The organism is Streptomyces sp. NPDC058284 (assembly GCF_042881135.1).
GTDB lineage: Bacteria > Actinomycetota > Actinomycetes > Streptomycetales > Streptomycetaceae > Streptomyces.
In genome coordinates this window covers 162335-184685 of record NZ_JBHVYE010000008.1, presented here as the reverse complement: position 1 = coordinate 184685, position 22351 = coordinate 162335, and the positions used below count along the sequence as shown (strand labels likewise).

At 71.3% G+C, this 22351-nt stretch carries 21 protein-coding genes and 1 tRNA gene; 7 read left to right on the top strand and 15 right to left on the bottom strand.

Features of this window, described 5'->3' with window-relative positions:
* Window positions 1–4: 4 nt before the first annotated feature.
* The 5 genes from ACFVYR_RS14465 to ACFVYR_RS14445 all read right to left on the bottom strand — a co-directional run bounded on the left by ACFVYR_RS14465 (window position 5) and on the right by ACFVYR_RS14445 (window position 5144).
* Window positions 5–1960 (bottom strand): copper resistance CopC/CopD family protein, encoded by a 1956-nt coding sequence (locus ACFVYR_RS14465; protein ID WP_384254545.1) that lies wholly within the window; start codon window positions 1958–1960, stop codon window positions 5–7.
* Window positions 1961–1974: 14 nt separating this feature from the next.
* The gene (locus tag ACFVYR_RS14460) at window positions 1975–2445 is read right to left on the bottom strand and encodes a copper chaperone PCu(A)C (RefSeq protein WP_384254688.1); all 471 of its coding nucleotides are present in this window, start codon (window positions 2443–2445) and stop codon (window positions 1975–1977) included.
* A gap of 71 nt (window positions 2446–2516) precedes the next feature.
* The gene (locus ACFVYR_RS14455) at window positions 2517–3212 is read right to left on the bottom strand and encodes an SCO family protein (protein WP_384254547.1); all 696 of its coding nucleotides are present in this window, start codon (window positions 3210–3212) and stop codon (window positions 2517–2519) included.
* A 91-nt stretch (window positions 3213–3303) separates the two neighbouring features.
* A complete protein-coding gene (locus ACFVYR_RS14450) occupies window positions 3304–4026 on the bottom strand; it encodes a YcnI family protein (RefSeq protein ID WP_384254549.1) in 723 nt (240 codons plus the stop codon).
* A 173-nt stretch (window positions 4027–4199) separates the two neighbouring features.
* Entirely contained in the window at window positions 4200–5144 is a 945-nt protein-coding gene (locus ACFVYR_RS14445; RefSeq protein ID WP_384254552.1) for a hypothetical protein, read from the bottom strand.
* Between the two features lie 252 nt (window positions 5145–5396).
* On the opposite strand from ACFVYR_RS14445, the gene ACFVYR_RS14440 reads away from it, so the two are divergent.
* Together ACFVYR_RS14440 and ACFVYR_RS14435 are read left to right on the top strand one after the other, a co-directional pair.
* Complete coding sequence (locus tag ACFVYR_RS14440) at window positions 5397–5864, top strand: ATP-binding protein (RefSeq protein WP_384254554.1); 468 nt, start codon at window positions 5397–5399, stop codon at window positions 5862–5864.
* A gap of 156 nt (window positions 5865–6020) precedes the next feature.
* Window positions 6021–6923, top strand: coding sequence for an MBL fold metallo-hydrolase (locus ACFVYR_RS14435; protein ID WP_384254556.1), 903 nt, complete (start codon window positions 6021–6023; stop codon window positions 6921–6923).
* 22 nt (window positions 6924–6945) lie between these two features.
* On the opposite strand, the gene ACFVYR_RS14430 is transcribed toward ACFVYR_RS14435, so the two are convergent.
* Complete coding sequence (locus tag ACFVYR_RS14430; RefSeq protein WP_384254559.1) at window positions 6946–8418, bottom strand: PLP-dependent aminotransferase family protein; 1473 nt, start codon at window positions 8416–8418, stop codon at window positions 6946–6948.
* A 47-nt stretch (window positions 8419–8465) separates the two neighbouring features.
* Here ACFVYR_RS14430 and ACFVYR_RS14425 point away from each other — a divergent pair, with 47 nt between their 5' ends.
* On the top strand, window positions 8466–8975 hold the full coding sequence (locus tag ACFVYR_RS14425; protein WP_384254561.1) for a carboxymuconolactone decarboxylase family protein: 510 nt from the start codon (window positions 8466–8468) through the stop codon (window positions 8973–8975).
* A 114-nt stretch (window positions 8976–9089) separates the two neighbouring features.
* Here the strand turns inward: ACFVYR_RS14425 and ACFVYR_RS14420 are convergent, their stop codons facing one another.
* The gene (locus ACFVYR_RS14420; protein ID WP_384254564.1) at window positions 9090–10550 is read right to left on the bottom strand and encodes an aminopeptidase P family protein; all 1461 of its coding nucleotides are present in this window, start codon (window positions 10548–10550) and stop codon (window positions 9090–9092) included.
* 100 nt (window positions 10551–10650) lie between these two features.
* Window positions 10651–12234, bottom strand: a complete 1584-nt coding sequence (locus ACFVYR_RS14415; protein ID WP_384254566.1) for a PP2C family protein-serine/threonine phosphatase — start codon at window positions 12232–12234, stop codon at window positions 10651–10653.
* Between the two features lie 454 nt (window positions 12235–12688).
* Here ACFVYR_RS14415 and ACFVYR_RS14410 point away from each other — a divergent pair, with 454 nt between their 5' ends.
* The gene (locus ACFVYR_RS14410; RefSeq protein ID WP_384254568.1) at window positions 12689–13366 is read left to right on the top strand and encodes a bifunctional DNA primase/polymerase; all 678 of its coding nucleotides are present in this window, start codon (window positions 12689–12691) and stop codon (window positions 13364–13366) included.
* Between the two features lie 55 nt (window positions 13367–13421).
* Window positions 13422–13973, top strand: a complete 552-nt coding sequence (locus ACFVYR_RS14405) for a hypothetical protein (RefSeq protein WP_384254571.1) — start codon at window positions 13422–13424, stop codon at window positions 13971–13973.
* A 204-nt stretch (window positions 13974–14177) separates the two neighbouring features.
* Here ACFVYR_RS14405 and ACFVYR_RS14400 read toward each other — a convergent pair whose 3' ends face one another.
* The 3 genes from ACFVYR_RS14400 to ACFVYR_RS14390 form a co-directional block, all read right to left on the bottom strand.
* Window positions 14178–15167 carry a DUF5926 family protein gene (locus tag ACFVYR_RS14400; protein WP_384254573.1) on the bottom strand — a complete coding sequence of 330 codons (990 nt, stop codon included), beginning with the start codon at window positions 15165–15167 and terminating at the stop codon, window positions 14178–14180.
* A gap of 126 nt (window positions 15168–15293) precedes the next feature.
* Window positions 15294–15911 (bottom strand): ATP-binding protein, encoded by a 618-nt coding sequence (locus tag ACFVYR_RS14395; protein WP_384254576.1) that lies wholly within the window; start codon window positions 15909–15911, stop codon window positions 15294–15296.
* A gap of 53 nt (window positions 15912–15964) precedes the next feature.
* Complete coding sequence (locus ACFVYR_RS14390) at window positions 15965–16801, bottom strand: glycerophosphodiester phosphodiesterase (protein WP_384254578.1); 837 nt, start codon at window positions 16799–16801, stop codon at window positions 15965–15967.
* Between the two features lie 254 nt (window positions 16802–17055).
* Between ACFVYR_RS14390 and ACFVYR_RS14385 the strand changes: the two genes are divergently transcribed.
* Both ACFVYR_RS14385 and ACFVYR_RS14380 read left to right on the top strand, forming a co-directional pair.
* Window positions 17056–18636 (top strand): S1C family serine protease, encoded by a 1581-nt coding sequence (locus ACFVYR_RS14385; protein ID WP_384254581.1) that lies wholly within the window; start codon window positions 17056–17058, stop codon window positions 18634–18636.
* Between the two features lie 54 nt (window positions 18637–18690).
* Window positions 18691–18775 (top strand) — tRNA-Ser (locus ACFVYR_RS14380).
* A 139-nt stretch (window positions 18776–18914) separates the two neighbouring features.
* Here ACFVYR_RS14380 and ACFVYR_RS14375 read toward each other — a convergent pair.
* The 4 genes from ACFVYR_RS14375 to ACFVYR_RS14360 form a co-directional block, all read right to left on the bottom strand.
* On the bottom strand, window positions 18915–20321 hold the full coding sequence (locus ACFVYR_RS14375; RefSeq protein ID WP_384254583.1) for a tyrosine-type recombinase/integrase: 1407 nt from the start codon (window positions 20319–20321) through the stop codon (window positions 18915–18917).
* 61 nt (window positions 20322–20382) lie between these two features.
* Complete coding sequence (locus ACFVYR_RS14370; protein ID WP_384254586.1) at window positions 20383–20571, bottom strand: helix-turn-helix transcriptional regulator; 189 nt, start codon at window positions 20569–20571, stop codon at window positions 20383–20385.
* A 156-nt stretch (window positions 20572–20727) separates the two neighbouring features.
* Window positions 20728–21990, bottom strand: coding sequence for a DUF3631 domain-containing protein (locus ACFVYR_RS14365; protein WP_384254588.1), 1263 nt, complete (start codon window positions 21988–21990; stop codon window positions 20728–20730).
* Window positions 21987–22265, bottom strand: a complete 279-nt coding sequence (locus ACFVYR_RS14360; RefSeq protein WP_384254590.1) for a hypothetical protein — start codon at window positions 22263–22265, stop codon at window positions 21987–21989. Before ACFVYR_RS14360 ends, ACFVYR_RS14365 begins: the two co-directional genes overlap by 4 nt.
* Window positions 22266–22351 lie beyond the last annotated feature (86 nt).

Here is a 22351-nt window from a genome sequence, read left to right as displayed (position 1 = left end):
CCACTCAGCCGATCTGCGCGTTCTTCTTCACGGTGACCTGATCGATGTCGCTGGTCCGCACCGTCACCGCGATCTTCCAGTTTCCTGCCATCGGAATCTGCACGCCGTTCGCGCTCCAGTGTCCGGTGGCGATGTGGTCGGGCGCGACGGGCAGCGGTCCGACGTCCTGCGACGCGAGGGTGAAGGAGACCTTCACCTCGGGGACGTCGAAGGCGCTGCCGTTGGGCCGCTTCACGTACAGGTGCAGGGCGTTGCTGCCGCTGCGGCCCGGGTCGAGGTCCAGCTGCACCGTGCCCTTGCCGTCGGTGCCGCCCGTGTCGAAGGGCACCTTGACCTTGAGCGGGCCCGAGCGCTGCGCCGCTGCCGCCGCGGTGGCGCCCGCGGCCTCCTCCTCGGTGCGGCCCGGCTCGGTGGTGGTGAGGATCGTCGTCACGGCGAGCAGGACGACGGCGATGCCGGTCTCGGTGAGCACCGAGCGGCGCAGGCCCGAACGGTGCGGGTCGGCGTCACGTATGCGCTTCTCGCGGGCGGTGTCCATGGCGGCACGCTGGCGCGCCAGCTGGGCGGAGCGCTGGGAATCGCCGCCCGTGTCCGCGTCGGTGGCGGGCACGGTGACCGTCTTCTTGGACGCCTGCTTGGAAGCCTGCGTCTGCTTCCCGCGCTGTTCGACGACCACGGCGGTCGCCGCCGCGGCCTCGGCCGTGATCCGGCCGGTCCACCGGCGGGAGACGGAGGCGACGCCCACCAGGACGACGACCAGGCCGATCTTGACGAGGAGCAGCTGCCCGTACGACGTACCGGTCAGCGCCGACCATGAACCGACCTGCCGCCACGACTGGTACGTGCCGGTCGCGGCGAGTACGACGACGCTGGTGAATGCCACGGCCGAGAACCGTCGCACCGCGGGCGCGTCCACCGCGGCCGTGCGGAAGAGCGCGAGGCACAGCGCCGCGAGCCCACCGAGCCAGGTGGAGACGGCGAGCAGGTGCAGGACGTCGACGGGCATCGCGATGCCCGCCTGGATGCCGGTCGACGCGTGCTCGGCCATCGCCCAGGTCGCCGCGATGCCGATGGCGACGACGGTGCCGCCGATGGCGAGCCCGAAGGTGAGGTCCTTCTTCTCGGCCGCGTCGTCGGGTCCCTCGCGCTTCGCGTACGCGCCGAAGAGCACCGCGATGAACAGCGCGGCGGCGGCGAGGAGCAGCAGCCTGGAGACGAGGGCCGCGCCCGTCTTGGTGTTGAGGACGTCGCCGAGCTTGCCCATGTCGAAGGCGTCGGCGAGCTTCCCGGAGCCGGTGTAGGGGGCGCGCAGGAGCAGCAGGACGAGGGTGGAGGCGGTGAGCGCGACCCAGCCCGACGTCACGAGCCGCTGCAGCGGCCGCACCCCGGCGCCGCGCGGCCAGCAGCCGAGCACGAAGGCGGCGCCGCCGACGAGCAGGATGAAACCGGCGTACGAGACGTAGCGGGTGATGTCGTAGAGCACGCCGACCAGGCCGCCGCCGGCCTCCTGGTCGGGCAGCGCGACCTTGGTGTCGGAGGGCGCGCCGATGGAGAAGGTGAAGGCGCCGGAGACGGGGTGGCTGTCGGCGGAGACCACTTGGTAGGCGACGGTGAAGGTGCCGTCGGGCAGGCCGGGGCGGAGTTTCACGCCGTACGTGTTGGCGCCCAGGTCCGTCGTCTTGTCGGTGTCGGCGCGCTTGCCGGACGGGTCGAGCACCCGCACGGAGCCTTCCGACATGGCGACCTTCTCCGAGAAGGTGAGCTTGACCTGGGCGGGGGCCGCCTCGACCACCGCTCCCTGCCTCGGATCGCTGCCGGTCAGCGCGGCGTGCGCGGAGGCCGGCGCGGCCCCGGCGAGGAAGGCGCCGGTCGCCGCGAGCAGCACGAGGAGGAGCCGCCAGACACGGGGGGCGGCGCTGGTCCGGGGAGCGACCCCGGAGCGGGAAGCGATGGTCTGCATCAACGGTCCGTCCCTCAGTGCGAGTTGTGTGACGTGTCGTGCTGCTTCGGCTGGTACGTCGCTTCCTTGACCGGCACCTCGACCTTGACGGGGTCCGACTTCTGGAAGCGCAGCGTCAGGGTGACCTTCTCGCCCTGCTCCAGCTTGCGCTTGAGCTTTTCGAGCATCAGGTGGTTGCCGCCGCTGGTGAAGTCGAGGTGGCCGCCCGCGGGCACGTCGAAGGACTTCTGCTCCTTCATCGCGCCGCCCTTGGTGCTGTGCAGCGTGACCGAGCCCGCGACATCGCTGGTGGCAGAGGTGAGCTTGTCGGCGCCGCCCTTGTTCGTGAGCGTGAGGAAACCGGCCGCCATGTCGGCCATGGTGGGCTCGGGGATGTAGGCGCCGCTGACCTTGAGGTCGGGGGCCTTCGCCGAGGCCGGCTCGGAGTCCTTGCCGGAGTCCGAGCCGCCGCAGCCCGCCAGGGCGAGCGCGGCGGCCAGCGCCATGGCTCCGCCGGTGAACGCGCGGTGGGGGGTGGTGCGGCGCCGGGTGGTGCGGTGGAGGGTGGTGCGGTGGTTCACGGGTTCTTTCCCTCGATGAGCTTGGGGAGATCCTTCGTGTAGTCACCGGCTGTCGCGTCGGCGTTGTACATGACGTATCCCGAGTCGTTCTTCGGTGAGAAGGCGATGACCTGCAGCCCGTGCATCGAGACGATCTTGCCGTCCTTCTGCTTCTTGGGCGGCTCGATGCTGATGGCGAGCTGGCGGGCGCCTGCCTGAATGGTGGCGAAGTCGCCGGTCAGGCCGGTGAAGTCGGCGTCCACGCCCTTGAGCCACTTGCCGAGCTCGGCGGGGGTGTCCCGCTCGGGGTCGGTGGTGACGAAGACGACCTTCAGCTTCTTCTGGTCCGCCTTGGGCAGCTTCTTCTTGGCGACCGCGATGTTGTTCATCGTCAGCGGGCAGACGTCGGGGCAGTGCGTGTAGCCGAAGTAGATCAGCGTCGGCTTGCCCTTGGTCTCCTTGCGCAGGTCGTACTTCTTGCCGTGCGTGTCGGTGAGGACGAGGTTCGGCTTCTCGTAGGGCTTGTCGAGGACCGTGGAGGCCTTGCCCGAGTCGGTCTCGACGGAGACGTCGGCGACCGGCTTCTTGTCGTCACCGCCGCCGCAGGCGGTCAGCGTGAGGGCGGCCGTGGCCAGCAGGGCAGCCGCGGCGAGCTTCTTGTTGGTGCTCTTGGAGAGGTGCTTGGAGTGGCTCTTCGAGCTCTTCGTGCGCATACGGAAATGTCCCAGATGTGAGGGGGTCGGGGTGCACCGGGGCGGCTGCGTGCCGCGGCGGCGCACCCCGTGGGGTGGCTCGGCCGACGGCTCAGCCGGTGACGCGGCGACGGCCCGCGAGGACGCCGAACGCGACGCCCGCCGCGCCGACGACGATGCCGACGATGCCGAGGACGCGGGCGGTGGTGTCGCTGCTGTCCGAGGAGTCGGAGGACGCGCTCTCGGTCTTGCCGCCCTTGTCGTCCGCCTTGGTGTCGGCGGCGGCGCCGTGGCCCTCGGTGGCAGCGGTCAGCTCCAGGGCGGGCGCCGGGTGCTCCGGCTCCTCCTGACCCTTCTGCTGCGGCTCGATCCAGCGGACGACGTCCTTGTTGTCGTACGTCTGGATCGCCTTGAAGACGAGCTGGTCGGTGTCCTCGGGCAGCTGGCCCAGGGAGACCGGGAACTTCTGGAAGCTGCCGGGCTGGATGCCCTTGCCGTCGGCGGTCCAGGTGACCTTGGTGACGGCCTCGTCGATCTTCTCGCCGTGGATCTCCAGCGGCTTGTCGAGCTTGCTCTTGGTGACCTTGACGTTCCAGCCGGGGACGGCCTCCGTCATGACGGAGGCGAGCGGGTGGTCGGCCGGGAAGGTGACCTCGACCTTGTTGGTCGCGGCGTCGTCCATCTCGTTCGGCACCTTGAAGTTGACCGTCGCGTACCCGCCCTTGGCGGCGGCGCCCTCGGGAGAGACGCTGACGTGCGCGAGCGCGGGCGCCGAGAGGACGAGAACGGCGGAGGCGGCGACGGTGCCGACGGCGGCGATACGGGACATCTTCATGACAGGAACACTCCACTTTCGTCAGTGGTCACCGGTACGCGACGCGCTGGTCGCCGTACCGGGTGCTGGATACGGGGGGTGGGCGCGGCCCGCCGGGCACGCGCGCGACGCCGGGCGACCCCTCCGTGCAGCGGTGTGGAGCACTGCTCCGTACAGCGGTGTGGAGTGTCGCGTCAGGCGGCGAGTTCGAGATCGAGGGGGCCGGCCGGGGGACCGCGCCTGATCACCGCGTCCTCGAGCGCGACCGTGCGCGGCTTCGGCGGCGCGAGCAGCGCGGTGCGCGGAACCGGCGGGCCGGTCGTCTCGGGCGCGCCGGGCAGACCCGCCCGCAGGGCGCGTACGAGGGTGAGCGCCGAGCGCAAGGAACGTACGAGCGCTCCTTCGGTGACCCCGTGCGCCCCGTCGGCGAGCCGGATGAGGCGGAGCAGCGCGATGTCGCCGCGGCGCAGCAGCCAGCCGGCGGCCAGGGCCGCGAGGACGTGGGCGATGAGCATGGGCAGGGACGGCAGGAGCGACATGGCGCCCATCGAGCCCATCGAGCCCATCGACCCGAGCGGGCCGCCGCCCGGTGCGCCGGTCGCACTCGTCACCGAGTCCAGCGCGGCGTCCGCGGCCGCGGCGGCGGATCCGCCGTGCCCGTGGGCGACGGAGTGGCCCGCTCCGAGAGTGCCCGAACCGACCGAACCTCCCGCGCCACCGGGTCCGAACCCGGCGGTGGTGAGGATCCGGTGGGCCTGCGCGGGCGTGATCGGCGCGGCGCCCGCCCCGCAGACCAGCCGGGCGGCCCGTTCCACCAGAGAGCCGTCACCGTTGCGGGTGACGGTGGTGGTGACCGCGGTGCCGTGCTGGCCGAGGCCGAACAGGGCGTGCAGGCCGAGCTGTCCGGCCGCGAGCAGCGCGGCGATGCCGGGCAGCGAACGGGCCCGCCCGGCGAGCGGCAGCGCGACCGCGAGGACGAGAAGGAAGCCCACGCCCAGCGTCCACAGCGGGACGGCGGCGCAGGAAGCGAGCACATGGCCCCCGGCGGACAGCACGACGCAGACCGCGGCGAATGTCGCGGCCCTGAGTAGCCGGAGATCGGCTCCGTCGCGCGGCTGGCGCTGGTGGGGGGCGTTCATGGCCGGGCCATCATCGCACTGGACCCGCCCGGTGCGTACGGCAGGTCCGGAAGGTCCGGTTCCAGGGTGTTGGGGCGTCTGCGGCCGGCTCTAAGACGGGCTCCGAGGGACCCCGAGGCGCCGCGGGCCTACACGGAGCGGGCGGGGCCGCGCGTCCGCCGTATGGGCGGTATCACGTCAACCGTGCGCTTATCCGCGGGCGGGTGTGGCAATACGTATCGGTATGTCGAGCCGCAGCCAGGAGGCTGGAGCATGAGCATCTGGTGGTCTCTCCATTTGCGGCGCGAAGCTGCGAGCGTTCCGCTCGCCCGCCGCCTGTTGATCGGCACGATGGAGACGGCGGGCGTGGACCCCGACGTCTCCTACGACCTGTCGGTCGCTCTCAGCGAAGCGTGCGCCAACGCCGTGGAGCACGGCGGTGCGGGTAACCCAGGCGGCGCGCTGGGCGGCGCGGGCGGGTACCGGGTCACGGCCTATCTGGACGGCGAGAAGTGCCGCATTGAGGTGACCGATTCCGGCCCCGGCTTCCCCGGCTCCTCGCGCGGCTGTCCGCCGCCAAGGCCGCCCGCCGCGGAGACGGACGAGCACGGCCGTGGCCTGTGCCTGATCAGGGAACTCGCCGATCACGTCCACCTCGCCAACAAACCCGGCAGAGGCGCGGTGATCAGCTTCGACAAGATCCTCAAGTGGCGCGCGGACGCGCCGTTGATGACGGCCTGACGGCTTGACGGCCACACGCCCTGAGAAACGATTCGCCACGGCCGGACGGCAGGCGGTGGGGGAATGCGACTGTCCCCACCATGGTTGGCAGCAACCATGACAACTCCCCTGCCTACGACGGCATATGGAAACGACCGGCTCCGGCGCCCCGCGCGCATGCGCTCGCTGCGAATCGGCCGTACGAAGCTGACGTACCTACCCGACGGCGCGGTGCAGCTGTCACCGCGCCTCTGGTTCTCCGCCTCCACCGAGGACGACTGGGCCGCCCACCCCGAATACCTGGACGCCGACGGTTACTTGACGGCGAGCATCGGCGGCCTGCTCGTCGAGCGCGCCGATGACGAGGGCGGAGCCAGCGAGGGCGAGGGCGGCGACAACGACGACGCCGTGGGCGCCCTGCTGATCGACGCCGGCTTCGGCCCGCTGACGATGCCCGCGCAGGACGGCGGGCGGATCGGCGCCGTCCGGAGCGGGACGCTGCTCGACAGCCTGGCCGCGGCCGGCCGGCCCCCGGCGCGGATCGGCGCGGTCGCCTTCACCCACCTCCACCCCGACCACGTCGGCTGGGCCTGGCAGTCCGCGCCCGGCGGCGAAGGACCCGCGCTCGGCGGCGCCGAGTACCTGCTGTCCGAGCAGGAGTGGACGGGACGCCACCACGCCGGTGCGGAGGGCCTCGACGACGACATCCTCGGCGCCCTCGAACCGCGGGTGCGCACCGTGGCCGACGGTGAGGAGATCCGCCCCGGCGTCCACGTCCGGCTGCTCCCCGGCCACACGTCGGGCCACACCGCGTACGTCATCTCCGACGGCGGGCAGCGCGTCATCGCGTTCGGCGACGCCCTGCACTCGCCCCTCCAGATCGCCCACCCCGACTGGTCGGCCTCCCCCGACCTGGACCGGGACGCGGCCGCCGAGGTCCGCCGCGCGCTCGTCGCCGAGCTCGCGGAGCCGGGCACCATCGGCTTCGGCGTCCACTTCGCGGACGTCCCCTTCGGCACGGTCCGCCGGGGCGGCGACGAGCTCCGCTGGGTGCCGTACCCGGAGGACTCCTCGGACTGACCGCGCCGCCCCGGCCCGGTGGCTACCGATCCGTCTCGGCAGGGACCCCGACGGAGTCGTCGGCGGGTGGCAGCGCCCGCAGCAGCGCCTCGACCGCGGCGTCGTACGCGTGCTCCGTCGGCGTCGAGTACCCGACGACGAGGCCGTCCCCGGCCGGCATCGTGGCCCGCGGGTGCCGGAAACCGGCGAGCCCCTCCAGCGCGATCCCTTGCCAGGACGCGGCCTTGACCGCGGACGCCTCCGTGCCGGGCGGCAGCCGCAGCACCGCGTGCAGGCCCGCCGCGATGCCGGTGGCCGTGATGTGCGGGGCGTGTTCGGCGAGGGCGGTGACGAGGCGGTCGCGGCGGCGCCGGTAGCGCTGCCGCATCCGGCGGATGTGCCGGTCGTACTGCCCGGAGGCGATGAAGTCGGCGAGCGTGAGCTGGTCGAGGACGCTCGCCCACGCCTCCCGCTCCCCCTTGGCCGCGAGGACGCCGTCGACGAGGTGCTCGGGCAGCACCATCCACCCGAGGCGCACCGCGGGGGACAGGCTCTTGCTCACCGAGCCCAGGTGGACGACGCGTTCGGGGTCCAGGCCCTGCACGGCGCCGACCGGTTCGCGGTCGTAACGGAACTCGCCGTCGTAGTCGTCCTCAAGGACCACCCCGCCACCGGTGCGGGCCCAGTCGACGACCGCGGCGCGCCGGGCCGCGTGCAGTGGGCCACCGGTCGGGAACTGGTGCGCGGGCGTGAGCAGTACGCCGCGTACTCGGGGATGCCCCACCAACTCCTCGACGCGCGCGCCCCGTTCGTCCAGGCCGAGCGGCACGGTCCGCACGCCCGAATCCGCCAGGATCTCCCGGTGGAAGCCGAGGCCGTACGACTCCACGGCGAAGGGGCCTCGCAGCACGCCGCCGCCCGCGCCCGGCGCGCCCCCGAAGAGCAGCCGCAGCGCGTGCGCGGACCCGGAGCAGACCACGATGCGCTCGGGGTCGGCACGCACCCCGCGGGCCCGTGCCAGGTAGTCGGCGAGCGCCAGCCGCAGTTCGACGCGCCCGCGCGGGTCGCCGGGACCGAAGGCCTCGTTGGGCGCGGCGCCCAGCGCACGCCGGGCGGCGGCGAGCCAAGACGTGCGGGGAAAGGACGCCACGTCCGGTGTGCCCTGGCGGAGGTTGTACGCGGGGGTGGCGGGCCGGGCGGGTGCGGGCTTCGGCCGTCGCGGCCGCTTGGGCGGCGCCGCGCGCTCCGCCACCCTGGTCCCGGATCCCTGCCGAGCCGTCAGCCAGCCCTCGGCGACCAGTTCGGCATAGGCGTCGGCGACCGTGTTGCGGGCCAGGCCGAGGTCGGCGGCGAGCGAACGGTAGGGCGGCAGACGGGTGCCCGGGGCGAGGCGGCCCTCGCGTACGGCATCGCGCAGCGCGCGGATCAGAACGGCGCGGCGACTGCCCGGACCCGACAGCTCCACATGCAGGTCACTGCCGATGCGTTCCGCCGAATTGACCCATGATTCCGCCATGGGAATGCACCCTACGCGAGGTCTTTCCCGGACCTAGATTCATCGTCATGACGAACAACGTGCACACCGCGAACACCCCGCAGACCGCTTCCACCCCGGCCGCCACCCTCACCCCTCGCCTCAACTTCGCGCAGGCCGCCCCCAAGGCGTTCAAGGCCCTCATAGGCTTCGACGCCGCCGCCCGCGACGGTCTCGACCCGGCCCTGGTCGAGCTGGTCCAGATCCGCGCCTCGCTCCTCAACGGCTGCGCGTACTGCCTCCACATGCACACCTCCGACGCCCGCAAGGCCGGTGAGGACGAGGCGCGGCTGCACATGATCGGCGTATGGCGCGAGGCCAGGCACTTCTTCACGGCGAAGGAGCAGGCGGCCCTCGCCCTGACCGAGGCCGTCACCCTCGTCTCCCGGGGCAGTGTGCCGGACGACGTCTACGCCGAGGCGGCCCGCCACTTCGACGAGCAGGAGCTGGCCCGCGTCCTCGCCCTGATCTTCACCATCAACACCTGGAACCGCATCGCCCTGAGCACCGCCAAGGTCGCGGGCGAGGACGAGCGCTAAACCCACTGGGAAGGCCCCCTGTAAAGGCCCCCTGTAAAGGCCGAAAACGCAGAACCGGGCCTCCTCTTTAAGAGGAGACCCGGTTCAAGAGGGGACCCGGTTCTGCGGGAACACTCAGCCCTTGAGCCGTGCCATCCACGCCTCGACGTCGTCGGACGTACGAGGCAGAGCGGCCGACAGGTTCTTGTTGCCGTCCTCCGTCACGAGGATGTCGTCCTCGATCCGGACGCCGATGCCGCGGTACTCCTCCGGCACGGTCAGGTCGTCCGCCTGGAAGTACAGGCCGGGCTCGACGGTCAGGCACATGCCGGGCTCCAGCGTGCCGTTCACGTACGCCTCGGTGCGCGCGGCGGCGCAGTCGTGGACGTCCATGCCGAGCATGTGGCCGGTGCCGTGCAGCGTCCAGCGGCGCTGCAGGCCCAGCTCGAGGACGCGCTCGACCGGCCCCTCGACAAGGCCCCACTCGACCAGTTTCTCGGCGAGCACGCGCTGCGACGCGTCGTGGAAGTCGCGGAACTTGGCGCCCGGCTTCACCGCCGCGATGCCCGCCTCCTGCGCCTCGTACACGGCGTCGTAGATCTTCTTCTGCAGCGCGTCGAAGCGGCCGTTGATCGGCAGCGTGCGCGTGATGTCCGCGGTGTAGTACGTGTGCGTCTCCACACCGGCGTCGAGCAGCAGCAGCTCGCCGGAGCGCACCGCGCCGTCGTTGCGCACCCAGTGCAGGGTGGTGGCGTGCGGGCCCGCGGCGCAGATGGAGCCGTAGCCGATGTCGTTGCCCTCGACGCGGGCGCGCAGGAAGAACGTGCCTTCGATGTAGCGCTCGCTGGTGGCCTCGGCCTTGTCGAGGACCTTCACGACGTCCTCGAAGCCGCGGGCGGTCGAGTCGACGGCCTTCTGCAGCTCGCCGACCTCGAACTCGTCCTTGACCAGCCGGGCCTCGGAGAGGAAGACGCGCAGCTCCTCGTCGCGCTCGGCGGTGACCTTGTCGGTCAGGGCCGCCTCGATCCCGGCGTCGTGGCCGCGGACCACGCGGACCGGTCCTGTGGCCTCGCGCAGCGCGCCGGTCAGCTCGCGCACGTCGGAGGCGGGGATGCCGTACAGCTTCTCGGCCTCGGTGAGGGAGTGCCTGCGGCCGACCCAGAGCTCGCCCTGGCCGTCCAGCCAGAACTCACCGTTCTCGCGGTCGGAGCGCGGCAGCAGGTAGATCGTCGCGTCGTGGCCGCTCGCGGTGGGCTCCAGGACCAGGACGCCGTCCTCGGTCTGGTTGCCGGTGAGGTACGCGTACTCGCAGGAGGCCCGGAAGGCGTACTCGGTGTCGTTCGAACGGGTCTTGAGGTTGCCCGCGGGGATGACCAGGCGCTCGCCAGGGAAGCGCGCGGAGAGCGCGGCGCGGCGGGCCGCGGTGTGCTCGGCCTGCGCGATCGGCTGCAGGTCGCGCAGCTCGGTGTCGGCCCAGCCGGACTTCATGTTCTCGGCGAGCTCATCGGAAACGCCCGGGTACAGGCCGTTCTTGCGCTGCTTGATCGGCTCTTCTTCGGTCTCTTCCGGGGTCACCGGGTTGAGCGCCTCCGACACGGTCTGCCTCCTATGTACGACACTGGGCCACCCTCCATCGTACGGGTGTACGGAAGGGGTCCCAGGGCCGGAAGGCCACTTACCGCGCGTGCCCGGCGCCTCACTCGAAGCGGGCCGCGAGCACCACCACGTCCTCGTCGCTGTCCACCGCGTCGAGCCCGTCAGGCAGGACGGTGTGCAGCACGTGATCGGCGATCGCGCCGGGGTCGTCCCTGATGCCCCGCGGCACGCTCGCCGCCGCCGCGTGCAGCCGTGCGAAGGCCCGGTCCATCGGTTCGCCGGTGCGGTACAGCAGCCCGTCGGTGTAGAGGAGCACCGTTTCTCCGGGCTCCGGGCTGATCTCCACGCTGGGCGCCTCCCAGCAGGCGAGCATCCCGAGCGGCGCGGAGAGCGAGGTCTCCACGAACTCCGTGCGCCGCTCCCCGACGATCAGCGGCGGGCTGTGGCCGGCTCCGGCGAGGACGACCTTGCGCAGCGCGGGCTCGCAGTACGCGAAGAGGGCCGTCGCCGACCGCGCGGGCTCGGTCAGCCGCAGCAGCAGCTCCAGGTCGGAGAGGACGGCGACGGGGTCCTCGCCCTCCATCACGGCGTACGCGCGCAGGGAGGCGCGCAGACGGCCCATCGCGGCCACGGCGCTGGGCCCCGACCCGGTCACGGACCCGACGGCGAGGCCGAGCGCCGCGTCCGGCAGCGGCAGCGCGTCGTGCCAGTCGCCGCCGCCGCGCGGCCCGGTGCGGTGCCGGGCGGCGAGCTGCACACCGGCGACCCGGGGCAGCCGCGAGGGCATGAGCTCCTCGCGCAGGGTGGCGTCGGCGGCGCGGGCGCGGTCCAGTTCGATCAGCCGCGCCACGTGCTCGGTGGCGTGGCGGGTGTAGAGCCCGACGAGGTGGCGGCGGCGCTCGGCGGGTTCGGCGGGCTCGTCGTACAGCCAGACGGCGGCGCCGATCCGGCCCGCGGAGTCGGAGGCGAGCGGCAGGGCGTAGCTCGCGGCGTATCCGAGGCGGGCGGCGACCTCGCGGTGACGCGGGTCGAGAGCGTCGTCGGCGAGCAGATCGGGCTGCGCGATCTCCCCGGGCACGGCGCCGGGCACAGCAGCAGACGCGGCAGCAGGCCCAGTACCGGGCGCGGCGTCCGCCCCGCCCTCCGGGGCGTCCAGGATCCTGCCGTACGCGGTGGCGGCGCGCGGCACCGTCTCGATGTGCCCGAGGTCGGCGCGGTCGAGGCCGAGGCCCACGGTGGTCTCGGGGCCGAGCCCGTCGGCGGGCTCCACGACGACGAGACCGCGCCGGGCGCCCACCAGCGCGGCACCCGCGCGCAGGAGCTCTTGCAGGGCGTCGTCGAGGGTGGCCGTGCGGGCGAGCCGTTCGGTCAGTTCGTGCAGCGTGGTGAGGTCGGAGACCCATCCCGCGAGCCGGTCCTGGAGCACGGCGCCCGGTGCGCCCGGCACGGAAGTGCTCCTCGTGGGCGCTGCGGCGGGCGTGGTCTGCGCGGTCGGCGCGACAGTGTGGGCCGGTGGTGGAACAGTGGAATCGATTCCGGCCACTTTCGGAAGGTGAGGGGTGTTCATGGCTGACGGCTTTCCGGCCGGTGCGTAATGCTCAATAGCATCGCAAACCCCCATGTCATTATGCGCCGCTAGCAATGCCTCCAGATGTACACGCACTGGTGAGGGGATGTCCAGCATTGTCCTGCTGGGATTCCTGGTGTCCGTGGGAATTGATCAAGCGGTAAAAGATCTTGAAAATATGGCTGAAAACAGCGGCAGGTTAGGGCATATTGGGGTCGACTGAGGTTGTTCGGTAAAGCGTTGCAGTGGTCGCGCTGGGTACGTACTCAGTGATGGCCAGGGGCAGTTGGGACCCGTCCGGAACCTGACCAAGGACCCGGGCGTCCTAACTCACGACGACCGTGCCCCATCCTCCCGTGGCGGAGGCGGCAAGCAATATCGCGGGACGGCAAACGCCAGGCGCCGCCACCCCACGCCACGTCAACGCTCGGTTCAGAGTGGTTCCCCATGCCGCAGGCTGGGGTCGGATGTGCCAGCTCGTACGTACAGCGAAGAGATCCACACATGGTGTGATGTGGCCCGCAGTCTCCCCGGCTAACCGCCGGCGTGCAACGGAAAGGAACGAGCGCTCATGCGCGAGATCCTCGGAAGGCGACGCAGGCTCCTGTCCTGGCGAATCGGAAGAAGGCCCGGCCGGAGCGCCGGACAGCTCGGCGCGGCTCTGACCTTCGCGACCGCATGGCGGTGGCCCGTACTGCCCGGAGTCGGCCTCGACCGGCGCGACGGCAGCCGGTGCGCCTGCCCTGACCTCGACTGCGCGGTGCCGGGCGCGCACCCCCTCGACCCCGGCCTCCTCGCCGCCACCACCGATGAGCGGATGGTCCGCTGGTGGTGGACCAACCGACCGGGCGCACCCGTCGTGCTCGCCACCGGAGGCAGCGCCCCGTGCGCCGTGAGCCTCCCCGTGGACGCGGGCGTGCGCGCCCTCGCCGCGCTCGACGAAGCCGGCATCAGGCTCGGCCCTGTGGTCGCCACCGAGACCAGGCTCCATGTGCTCGTCGCGCCGTACTCCATGGCCCAGCTGGGTGAGCTCCTCTATACGAAGGACTACGTCCCCGGCTCACTGCGCTTCCACGGGGAGGGCGGTTATCTCGCCCTGCCCCCCTCCGAGACGGGGCAGGGCAGGGTCCGCTGGGAGCGCGCGCCGCTGCCCGGTTCGGCCGCCCCCTGGGTGCCGGACGTCGAGGCGGTGGTGGACGCCGTCGTGGACGCCCTCACTCGTACGGGTGTGAGCGCCCCCGAGTTGTAGGGGAATCGGGCGCGCGGCGGCCGGGCCGCGCGCCCACTGTCGATATCTTCGGCTCATGCAACCCCGCCTGATCGTGCTCCTGGGCGTCGTGGCCGTCACGGTTCTTCTACCGCTCGCCGGCGCGTCCGCGGGGCCGGTGGGTGACGGTGACGCGAAGTCGCCCCCTCTCTCCCCCTCACGCGCCCCCTCGAACGCCCCTTCGGAGCCATACCGGTCTGCGGGGTCCGGTCCGGAGTCCTCCCTGCCCGCGGTCCTCGGAGAGACCACCGCGGCGCGGTGCGGCCCCGAACTCTCCTCGCCCGACGGCATCGAGGCGCAGACCTGTGTCCTCACGCGCGCCCGCGACACCTGGGCGCGCACGTACTACCGCAATGCCACCGGCGAGGAGCTGACCGCCGTGCTGACCCTGATGGGTCCCGGCGCTCGCACCGTGCAAATGCACTGTGTGGTGGGCGTGGGGGACGAACCGGCGACGTGCGAGACCCCGCGCGAGCGGACGGCGGGCGAGGCGGCGGCGTACTCGGCGGTGGCGGAGTACGCGGCGGGGGAGGCGGGCCGACTGCTGCTGCGCTCGGGGAGCAACTCCGCGTCGGCGCAAGGCAGTTGAGACCCGAACCGGTCCCGGGAAATGAAAAAGGCCCGGTTGCTGGCGACGGGGGATGCACCAGCAACCGGGCTACCTGAACGGTAACAAGAGATCGGCTCTTGGCAAATTCGATCCCAGTTATCCGGACAGGGATTTATCTGTCCCTACGGGGAGTTGTGACAGGAGTCACGCATACGACCCCTACCGCCCCGACCGGCCGATGGTTCAGCTGAGCGTGACCTGACGGTTGGTGAGGCCGCCGCGCGCCCGGCGCTCGTCCGCGGTCAGCGGCGCGTCGGAGGCGAGCGCCGCCGCGAGCCGCTCCGCGAACTGCGCCGCGGGCTTCTCGACGTCCGCGGCGCCGACGTCGCTCGGCAGGTCCCACACCGGCACGGTCAGACCGTGCGCACGGAACGAACCGACCAGGCGCGTGCCCTCGCCGAGGCTCGACGTACCGGCCGCGTGCAGCCGGGCCAGCGCGTCAAGGAGCTGCTCCTCGGGGTGCGGCATGACCCAGCGCAGGTGGTTCTTGTCCGGCGTCTCGCACCAGTACGCGGCGTCCACGCCGGTCAGCTTGGCGGTCGGGATGGCGGCGTCGTTCGCCCGCTCCAGGGAGGCGGAGACCTCCGGCGTCGCGTTCTCCGCGTCCGGCACCCAGAACTCGAAGCCGGAGTGCACGACCGGCTCGAACGGGCCCGCCGGGTCGAGCAGGTCCTGCAGCCGCGGACCGTCGGCCGGGGCGCGGCGGCCCTTCACCGGCGTACCCGGCTCGGCCTCCAGGGCGCGCTGCAGGGTGTCGGCGAGGTCGCGGCTGATGTCGCCGGACGCGGTGTCGTTCTGCAGGCCGAGCAGGACCGAGCCGTCGTCGCGGCGCAGCGCGGGCCAGGCCATCGGCAGCACGGTGGCGAGGGAGACCGAGGGAACGCCCTCGGGGAGCCCGCCCTTGAGGGTCAGCTCCACCGTGGCGGCGGGGACCAGCTCGCGCAGCGCGACCCAGTCGCCCTCGCCGGGCAGGCCTTCGAAGGGGCGCTGCACCAGCTCGGTCACCGCGTGGGCGGCGGCCCGGCCGTGACAGGCCTTGTAGCGGCGGCCCGAACCGCAGGGGCAGGGCTCGCGGGCGCCGACGACGGGGTAGTTCTCATCGGCGCCCGAGGCGCCGGTCCCGCTCTTGAGCTGCGACTGCTTGCCCTTGGTCTGGGGGCGCTTCTTGGCCATCTTGGGTGTCTCCCGGCTACGGGTCTCTTGCGTACGGGCGCGAGCCTAGCCGTTGGTACGGGGGCCGTCGGGACGTGTGGCCCGGCGACCGCCCGGCAGGTGCCCGTGCGGTGCCCGGCGGTTGCCTCAGTCGAGGTCGTCGAAGGGGTCCGGGAAGGCGAGGTCGGATATCGCGGCCGCCGACGGCGCGGCGACGCGCGTAGCGAAGTCCTCGTGACGGTGCCCCGCTCGCAGGACGACCCACACGGTGACCTCGCCGTGCGCGTCGTCGCGGACGCCCCAGGTCTCGGCGAGCGCCGTGATGATGTTGAGCCCGCGGCCGCCGTGCGCCGTGACCGACGGGGTGGCCGGGAGCGGGCGGGTCGGTCCGCCGCCGTCCGTCACCTCGACCGTCAGCAGGCCCGCCTTGTCGACATGCCACGCCGCCCGCACGTCACCGTCGCCGACCATCCCGCGGCCCAGCGGCCTGCCGTGCCGGCAGGCATTGCTGAGCAACTCCGACAGGACCAGTACGGCATCGTCGACGACCGACTCCGAGACCCCGCTCATGCGCAGCTGACTGCGCATCCGGTGTCTTGCTTCCCCCACGCCCGCAGGGCCATGGGGTACGGCCATGCTCGACGACGTGGGCACCTCCCGTGCCACCACCAACGCCACCCCCGAGACCTCCTTCGCCCCACGCCACGGTGTGGATGCCCCAATGGACTGGACCGGAAACCGGCCACTCGACGTCCGGTGACGCACTCGTAACGATCGAATACGTACCGAACGCGCCGGTGCACACCCTGTAACCGGAGTTAATGAAGTCCCAGCTGATTCAGTTGGGACAGAACTTGCTTGGGGCGGTTGGTGATGATCGCGTCGACACCCAGTTCGGCGCAGAGTTCGACGTCCTCCGGTTCGTTCACGGTCCACACGTGCACCTGGTGTCCCGCGCGCTTCAGCTTGGCCACGTACCCGGGGTGGCCGCGCACGATCCGCATGCCGGGGCCTGCGATGCGTACGCCTTCCGGAAGGCGCCCGTCACGGTGGCGCGGCGAGACGAACTGCATCAGGTAGACGGTCGGCAGCGTCGGCGACGCGGCCCGTACGCGGTGCAGTGAGCGCGCCGAGAAGCTCATGACCCGTACCGGCGAATCGCCTTCGGAGGAGGGGGCGTCGAGGCCGAAGCGCTTGAGCAGCAGAAGCAGGCGCTCCTCCACCTGGCCCGCCCAACGGGTGGGGTGCTTGGTCTCGATCGCGAGCCGTACGCGACGCCCCGATGCATTGCTTTCGGCCACCAGCTCCAGCAGCCGCTCCAGGGTGAGGACGGACGTGTCGGCGCCCGTGGAGCCCTCCCAGTCCGGCCCTTCCTCGGCCTCGCCGTGGTGTCTCTTCCACGACCCGAAGTCCAGGGCGGCGAGATCGGCGAGTTCGAGGGCGGAGACGGCGCCGCGGCCGTTCGACGTACGGTTGACGCGCCTGTCGTGGACGCAGACAAGGTGGCCGTCGGCGGTGAGCCGGACATCGCATTCGAGGGCGTCGGCGCCGTCCTCGACCGCCTTCTTGTACGCGGCCAGCGTGTGCTCGGGAGCGTCCTCGGACGCTCCACGGTGGGCGACGACCTGGATCTGGTGCTGTCGTGCGAGGGTCACCGCGTCATGGTGCCATCACGGGGTACTCGGCGGCTCGCCGGACGGTGCCCTCCGGGGGCGCCGGACACACAGGCTCGGCTTATGGTGCCCTGACAGCCCATGGGAAAAGCTGACTGCAGACAGATGGACAGATGCCTACATGGACAGATGCCCATCTGTCCGGATGTCCATAGAGGACGGACGGACGCACAGTCGGCGCCACAGGCCGTGACCGAGAACGCACGCAACGACAGCATGGACCGAGGAGAAGAGCTGTGAGCACCGAGAACGAGGGCAACGAGGTACCCAAGGCCCCGTCCGCGCCTCCCGCGCCGGTGGACGCTCCCGCAGTTCCTGCCGACTCCGCTGCCGCCGGTCCCGCGGCCGGACCCGTCGCCGGGGCCGACCACGGCGCCGATCACGGGGTGGGTCGTGGTGCCGACCACGGGGCGGGTCATGGTGCCGGTCACGGCGCCGTGCACCCGGGGCCCGCCGATGCCGTCGCACCTTCCGTACCTCCCGCGCCCACCGGGCAGCCGGGCCACGGGGGGGCGCACGCCGCTCCCGGGCACGCCCCCACCCCGGCGCACGCGGGGGCTCCGCAGAGCGCTTCCGGCGCCGGGAACTGGCCGCCTCCGCAGCCGCCCGCCGTGCCCTCGTACGCCACGGGCGGTGGTTCCGGGTCGGGTTGGGGCGCGTCGTACCAGCCGCAGGAGCCGAAGCCCGGCGGCCGGCGCGGCGGCCTGGTCGCCGCGGTGCTCGTGGCTGCCCTGGTGGCGGGCGGCATCGGCGGTGGCGTCGGCTACTGGGCGGCCGAGCGGAACGACAACGACACGGGTTCGACGACGGTCTCCGCCGCGGACACCCCCGCCGACCTCAAGCGCGCGCCAGGATCGGTCGCCAAGACCGCGAACGACGCCCTGCCGAGCGTCGTCACCATCGAGGCGCAGAGCGGCGGCGGCGAGGGCGGCACGGGCACCGGCTTCGTCTACGACAAGCAGGGCCACATCCTCACCAACAACCACGTGGTGGCGTCGGCAGCCGAGGGCGGAAAGCTCCAGGCGACGTTCTCGAACGGCAAGAAGTACGCCGCCGAGGTCATCGGCCGCGCCGAGGGCTACGACGTGGCGGTCATCAAGCTCAAGAACGCACCGGGCGACCTGCGCCCGCTCCAGCTCGGCAACTCCGACCGGGTGGCGGTCGGCGACTCGACGATCGCGATCGGCGCCCCCTTCGGCCTCTCGAACACCGTCACCACCGGCATCATCAGCGCCAAGAACCGCCCGGTGACCTCCAGCGACGGCGGCCAGAGCGGCAAGAGCTCGTACATGAGCGCCCTGCAGACCGACGCCTCCATCAACCCCGGCAACTCCGGCGGCCCGCTGCTCGACGCGCGCGGGGCGGTCATCGGCATCAACTCCGCGATCAAGCCCGCCGACAGCGGCGGTGGCTTCGGCGGCGGTGGTCAGTCCGGCTCCATCGGCCTGGGCTTCGCGATCCCGGTGAACCAGGCGAAGCAGGTCGCCCAGCAGCTGATCAAGACCGGCCAGCCGGTCTACCCGGTGATCGGTGCCTCGGTCTCGCTCCAGCAGGACGGCGCCGGCGCGACGATCAGCCCGCGCAGCGGCGCGGACGGTTCGGATCCGGTCACCCCGAACGGCCCGGCGGACAAGGCGGGCCTCAAGCCCGGCGACGTCATCACGGAGCTCGACGGCATGACGATCGACAGCGGCCCGACCCTCATCGGCCAGATCTGGACCCACAAGCCGGGCGACTCGGTGAAGATCACCTACGAGCGCGACGGCAAGGAGCACACGGTCGACGTAACCCTGGGCCAGCGCAAGGGCGACAGCTGACCCGCTAGTCTTGTCCCCGCGCCGTCCTGATCCGTTTCCGGTCGGACGGCGCGGGGTGGGTTGCCCGAGCGGCCTAAGGGAACGGTCTTGAAAACCGTCGTGGTTCACGCCACCGTGGGTTCAAATCCCACACCCACCGCGCAGGTCAGAGAATTGGCAGTTCAGAAGGGGTGCCCCGGCATGAGGGGCACCCCTTCTGACGTTCAACCTGTCTCACCTGGTTTCGCCCGTATCCCAGGTCTGACCAGGGCGTGTGGGCCATACGTGGGCCAGACCCGTCACTCCTCCTCGGCTTCGAGCCCCTCTTGAATGAGACGGTTGGCGTGGGCCGATCCCCCCTTCAGGATCTTGGCGTAGAAACGGTAGAGGACGGCGACGCTGTGGCCGGCGCGGTAGGCGACTTCCACGGGGTCCACGCCACGTTTGATCCAGAGCGAGATGGCGGCATGCCGCAGGCAGTACGGCACTTCGGCCAGCTCGGTCTGGAACTCCTGTGGGCTGAGAACGGCTTCACGAGCCCCCTCCCAGATGGCGCAGTACTCCGTGGACCTGACCCGTCCGCCGTTCGCCGCGCGGAACAGCCGTCCGTCAGAGGCCACGCCGTAGCGCGCGATGTGCGAGCGCACCATCCGCACGTAGACGGGCGGGATCGGCACGGGGCGGACGGTCTTTCGGGCGCGATGCTTGAGCCCACGTTCGTCGTAGGACTTACCGCTGTCGGTCCAACCAGCGCCAACCTCTGGGCGGCTCTCCGAAACCAGCACTTCGCCCCAGGCTTCAGGCTCATTCTCGGGCGGCAGGACCAAGTCGTCCTTATAGAGAGCAGCGGCCTCCCCGGGGCGGGTGGCGGCGTAGTAGATCGCGCCGTAGAAAGCCTCCAGGTGTTCGCCCCGCCGCCCCTGCTTGGCCACCGCAGCGAGTAGCTTGCGCGCGAGTTGTGGCCCCGGGACGTACCGGAAATCGACCTCATCCGATGTGGCCGGTGCAGCCCAGTCGACAGCAAGGAACGGATGCCGGGGCAGCAAGGCCCGCTCCTCCACGGCGTACCGGAACGCGTTGCTGAGCACCATGCGTTTGCGGTTGGCCGTATTCTCTGCCGCCATCGCCCCGTTCAGCAGCTTGGACAGCGCGGTGAACGCCGCGCGGATGTGCTCAGGCCGAGCCGCATCATCGACCTTCAGCGAGTTCGTTGCGATCCACGCCAGAGCTTCGCTGATCTCAGCAGGAGTGCCCTCAGCGTCGCATCGCGGGATGTACTCGCCAGCCTCCGACCGGACGGCCCGAAAGGCCCACTGATAGAGCGCGTCCCGGAGAACCTTCGGGTCCGGGCTCCCCTGTTTCGTGGCCACGAATACCGGGGTGACCACGGCGAGCGATTCCGCGATGCTCGCCCGGTGCTTGGCCGCCGCTGACGGCCACTTCATCATCGCGTATGCCTTGGCGTGCTCGAACCAGGTAGGCATGGAGAGAGCGGTCACCTCCTTGGCAGGGAGGCCCGTTTCGACGTCAAACTGCTGGCCCTCCCGTAGGGCGGCCATCAGCTCAGATCGTCGGCCATCGGCTTGCGGTTTGAGCTGGTAGTTCTTCGAGTGAGGGCGGGTTCCGACGCGCCAGCGCAGTTCCCACGGCTTCGACCGTCCGCGTCGCTGACGAATGGAGTAAACGACTACCTCATAGGTGAGCATGACTCTCCGGAGCATGGGGGAGCCCGCCCCCTGGGGAGGGGCGGGCTCAGGCAGACGGACGTTAAGCGGCGGACTTCTCGCAGCGCTCCCACCACGCGTCCAGGTCGGCGCGGCTGACGCGGAGTTGACCGTTCGGGAGTTTGCGAAGTCGCGGTGCTTGGCCGCGGGCGCGCATGCGGTAAAACGCGGCGCGGCTCATGTCGATCTCTTCGAGGACTTCAGCGAGCCTGAGCATCTTGGAGCGAGCCATCGTTGCGACCCCTCGTCTTTGGCCTTCTGGGAATCCGCAACATCCGCCACGCCGCAACATTGCTGGTCAGCGGCTTGGATCTGTGGCGGATGCCTGTTGTGTTGCGGATAGGTGCCGCTACGCGCGAGCGCGGCGGCACCTGACGAGCACGGTTGGTCAGCCGACGCTGCGGAGCGGGCGTGTGTCGGTTTCCGTAGACATGTGGCGGCTGTCGAAAAGGCCTTCCGCCACAGATTCACCCCCGTTGACCTGCGATGTTGCGGATGTTTCGGCTGTTGCGGATTCTCCGGGGGCAGGGGGGCAGTAGCGGGCCCACGCGTCGCTGAGGTCTTCCGCGTAGTAGCCCTTGGGGGTGCCGCTGCCCACCCGGATGCCCCGGGGCCGGATCGGGGTGTTGTCGGGCCGCACGTACTGCCGCAGGAGCGCGGACAGGGCGCGCGCCGTGAGCGGCTTGCTGGTGTGTCCGTCATCGCTCATGTCGCCCCACGGGGCGTCATCGAGTCCGAGGAGGACTTCGAGGATGGCGGCGGTGGGCATTCGGTCGGCGCCGCAGAACACGTGGTCGCGCAGGTCGGTCAACAGCCGTACTCCGAGGGATGCTTCGTCGCCATCGGTCGCGGCCTTGATGAGCGCGACGCACGCGGCGCGTGCCCGCTCGGGCCAGTGACCACCGGCTGCATCGGCGACCGCGAGGAGCGGTTCCCACACGTCGGCCGGCCGGTCGGAGACGCCCTCGGGCATCCCGGGCCACGCCTCGGCTACCTGCTCGTGCAGAGTGGCCGTCCACTCCGCGAGGCGGTCGCGCAGGGCGTGCCCCTGCTTCTCGTGGGTGCGGCGCCGGTAGGGCTCGCACTTCTCGTTGGGGGCCTTCTTGCGCATGCGGATGATGACCGAGCGCGTGAGGATCGTGTCGGGCAGGGAGCCGAGTCCGGCCATGGCCACGGCGCAGAACGAGGAGAACCATTCCGTGGTCTGGTTCGAGCCGTCTCCGACGCAGCGCAGAGACTTGGCGCCGCGCCGGTAGCCGGAGTTGAGGAACCCACGGACCTCCTCGTTTCCGCCGGCCTTCTGGCCAAAGACGGTGTCGATCTCGTCGAAGAGGATCGTCGGAGTGCCCCCGTCGGCCGCGACCAGCCGAAACAGGGCGTTTGCGGAGGCGTTGACGGTGGTCGCCGCGCGCGGGGTGAGGGTTTCCACGATCTCCAGGGCTCGCGACTTGCCCGACCCCGGCTCGGGGCTGAGGAACGCCAGGCGGGCGGTGCCATCGAGCGCGTCCATGAGGTGGGCGTGGGCATCCCACAGCGTGACCGCGGTGTAGGCGTGTTCGGTGGGGAAGATGTTGAAGCGGCGGTGGAATGCCTCGACTTCATCGAGCAGGGCGGCACCGTCGATGGGCGTGGCCTGCGTGGTCTGGGTCATGCGGCGTTCCTCCTTTCCGGCTGATCGTGCAGGGGGCACACGGTGCGGTGGTAGGCGTGGGAGTCGATGAGCGCGTGGACGTCGGCCACACCGCGGGCAGCGATGTCGCGCCCGCACGCGCAGGTTGAACGGGCGGTGGGGGGACGCTTGTGGGGCGCCCTGATCTCCAGGTATCCGACGATCTGCGGGTCGGCCGGGGCGTCGGCGTCATCCTCGGCGAGGGCGGTGCAGGGGAGGGTTGAAAGGACGCCTTCGGCGTCGTCCTTCGGCCGCACGGCACACAGCGGCGGGGCGCCTTGGCGGCTTCCTCGCGGCTGGTCGTGGCCGGGTAGAGGCAATCCAGGGGAGGAACGGCGGCGGG

Bases quoted from the DNA above. Each gene is read 5' to 3' on its own strand.
- ACFVYR_RS14455 (WP_384254547.1), bottom strand. From the start codon at position 3,212: ATGCGCACGAAGAGCTCGAAGAGCCACTCCAAGCACCTCTCCAAGAGC.
- ACFVYR_RS14370 (WP_384254586.1), bottom strand. From the start codon at position 20,571: ATGGCTCGCTCCAAGATGCTCAGGCTCGCTGAAGTCCTCGAAGAGATC.
- ACFVYR_RS14465 (WP_384254545.1), bottom strand. From the start codon at position 1,960: ATGCAGACCATCGCTTCCCGCTCCGGGGTCGCTCCCCGGACCAGCGCC.
- ACFVYR_RS14450 (WP_384254549.1), bottom strand. From the start codon at position 4,026: ATGAAGATGTCCCGTATCGCCGCCGTCGGCACCGTCGCCGCCTCCGCC.
- ACFVYR_RS14440 (WP_384254554.1), top strand. From the start codon at position 5,397: ATGAGCATCTGGTGGTCTCTCCATTTGCGGCGCGAAGCTGCGAGCGTT.
- ACFVYR_RS14405 (WP_384254571.1), top strand. From the start codon at position 13,422: ATGCAACCCCGCCTGATCGTGCTCCTGGGCGTCGTGGCCGTCACGGTT.
- ACFVYR_RS14410 (WP_384254568.1), top strand. From the start codon at position 12,689: ATGCGCGAGATCCTCGGAAGGCGACGCAGGCTCCTGTCCTGGCGAATC.
- ACFVYR_RS14400 (WP_384254573.1), bottom strand. From the start codon at position 15,167: ATGGCCAAGAAGCGCCCCCAGACCAAGGGCAAGCAGTCGCAGCTCAAG.
- ACFVYR_RS14445 (WP_384254552.1), bottom strand. From the start codon at position 5,144: ATGAACGCCCCCCACCAGCGCCAGCCGCGCGACGGAGCCGATCTCCGG.
- ACFVYR_RS14430 (WP_384254559.1), bottom strand. From the start codon at position 8,418: ATGGCGGAATCATGGGTCAATTCGGCGGAACGCATCGGCAGTGACCTG.
- ACFVYR_RS14365 (WP_384254588.1), bottom strand. From the start codon at position 21,990: ATGACCCAGACCACGCAGGCCACGCCCATCGACGGTGCCGCCCTGCTC.
- ACFVYR_RS14435 (WP_384254556.1), top strand. From the start codon at position 6,021: ATGCGCTCGCTGCGAATCGGCCGTACGAAGCTGACGTACCTACCCGAC.
- ACFVYR_RS14415 (WP_384254566.1), bottom strand. From the start codon at position 12,234: ATGCTGGACATCCCCTCACCAGTGCGTGTACATCTGGAGGCATTGCTA.
- ACFVYR_RS14375 (WP_384254583.1), bottom strand. From the start codon at position 20,321: ATGCTCACCTATGAGGTAGTCGTTTACTCCATTCGTCAGCGACGCGGA.
- ACFVYR_RS14425 (WP_384254561.1), top strand. From the start codon at position 8,466: ATGACGAACAACGTGCACACCGCGAACACCCCGCAGACCGCTTCCACC.
- ACFVYR_RS14460 (WP_384254688.1), bottom strand. From the start codon at position 2,445: ATGGCGCTGGCCGCCGCGCTCGCCCTGGCGGGCTGCGGCGGCTCGGAC.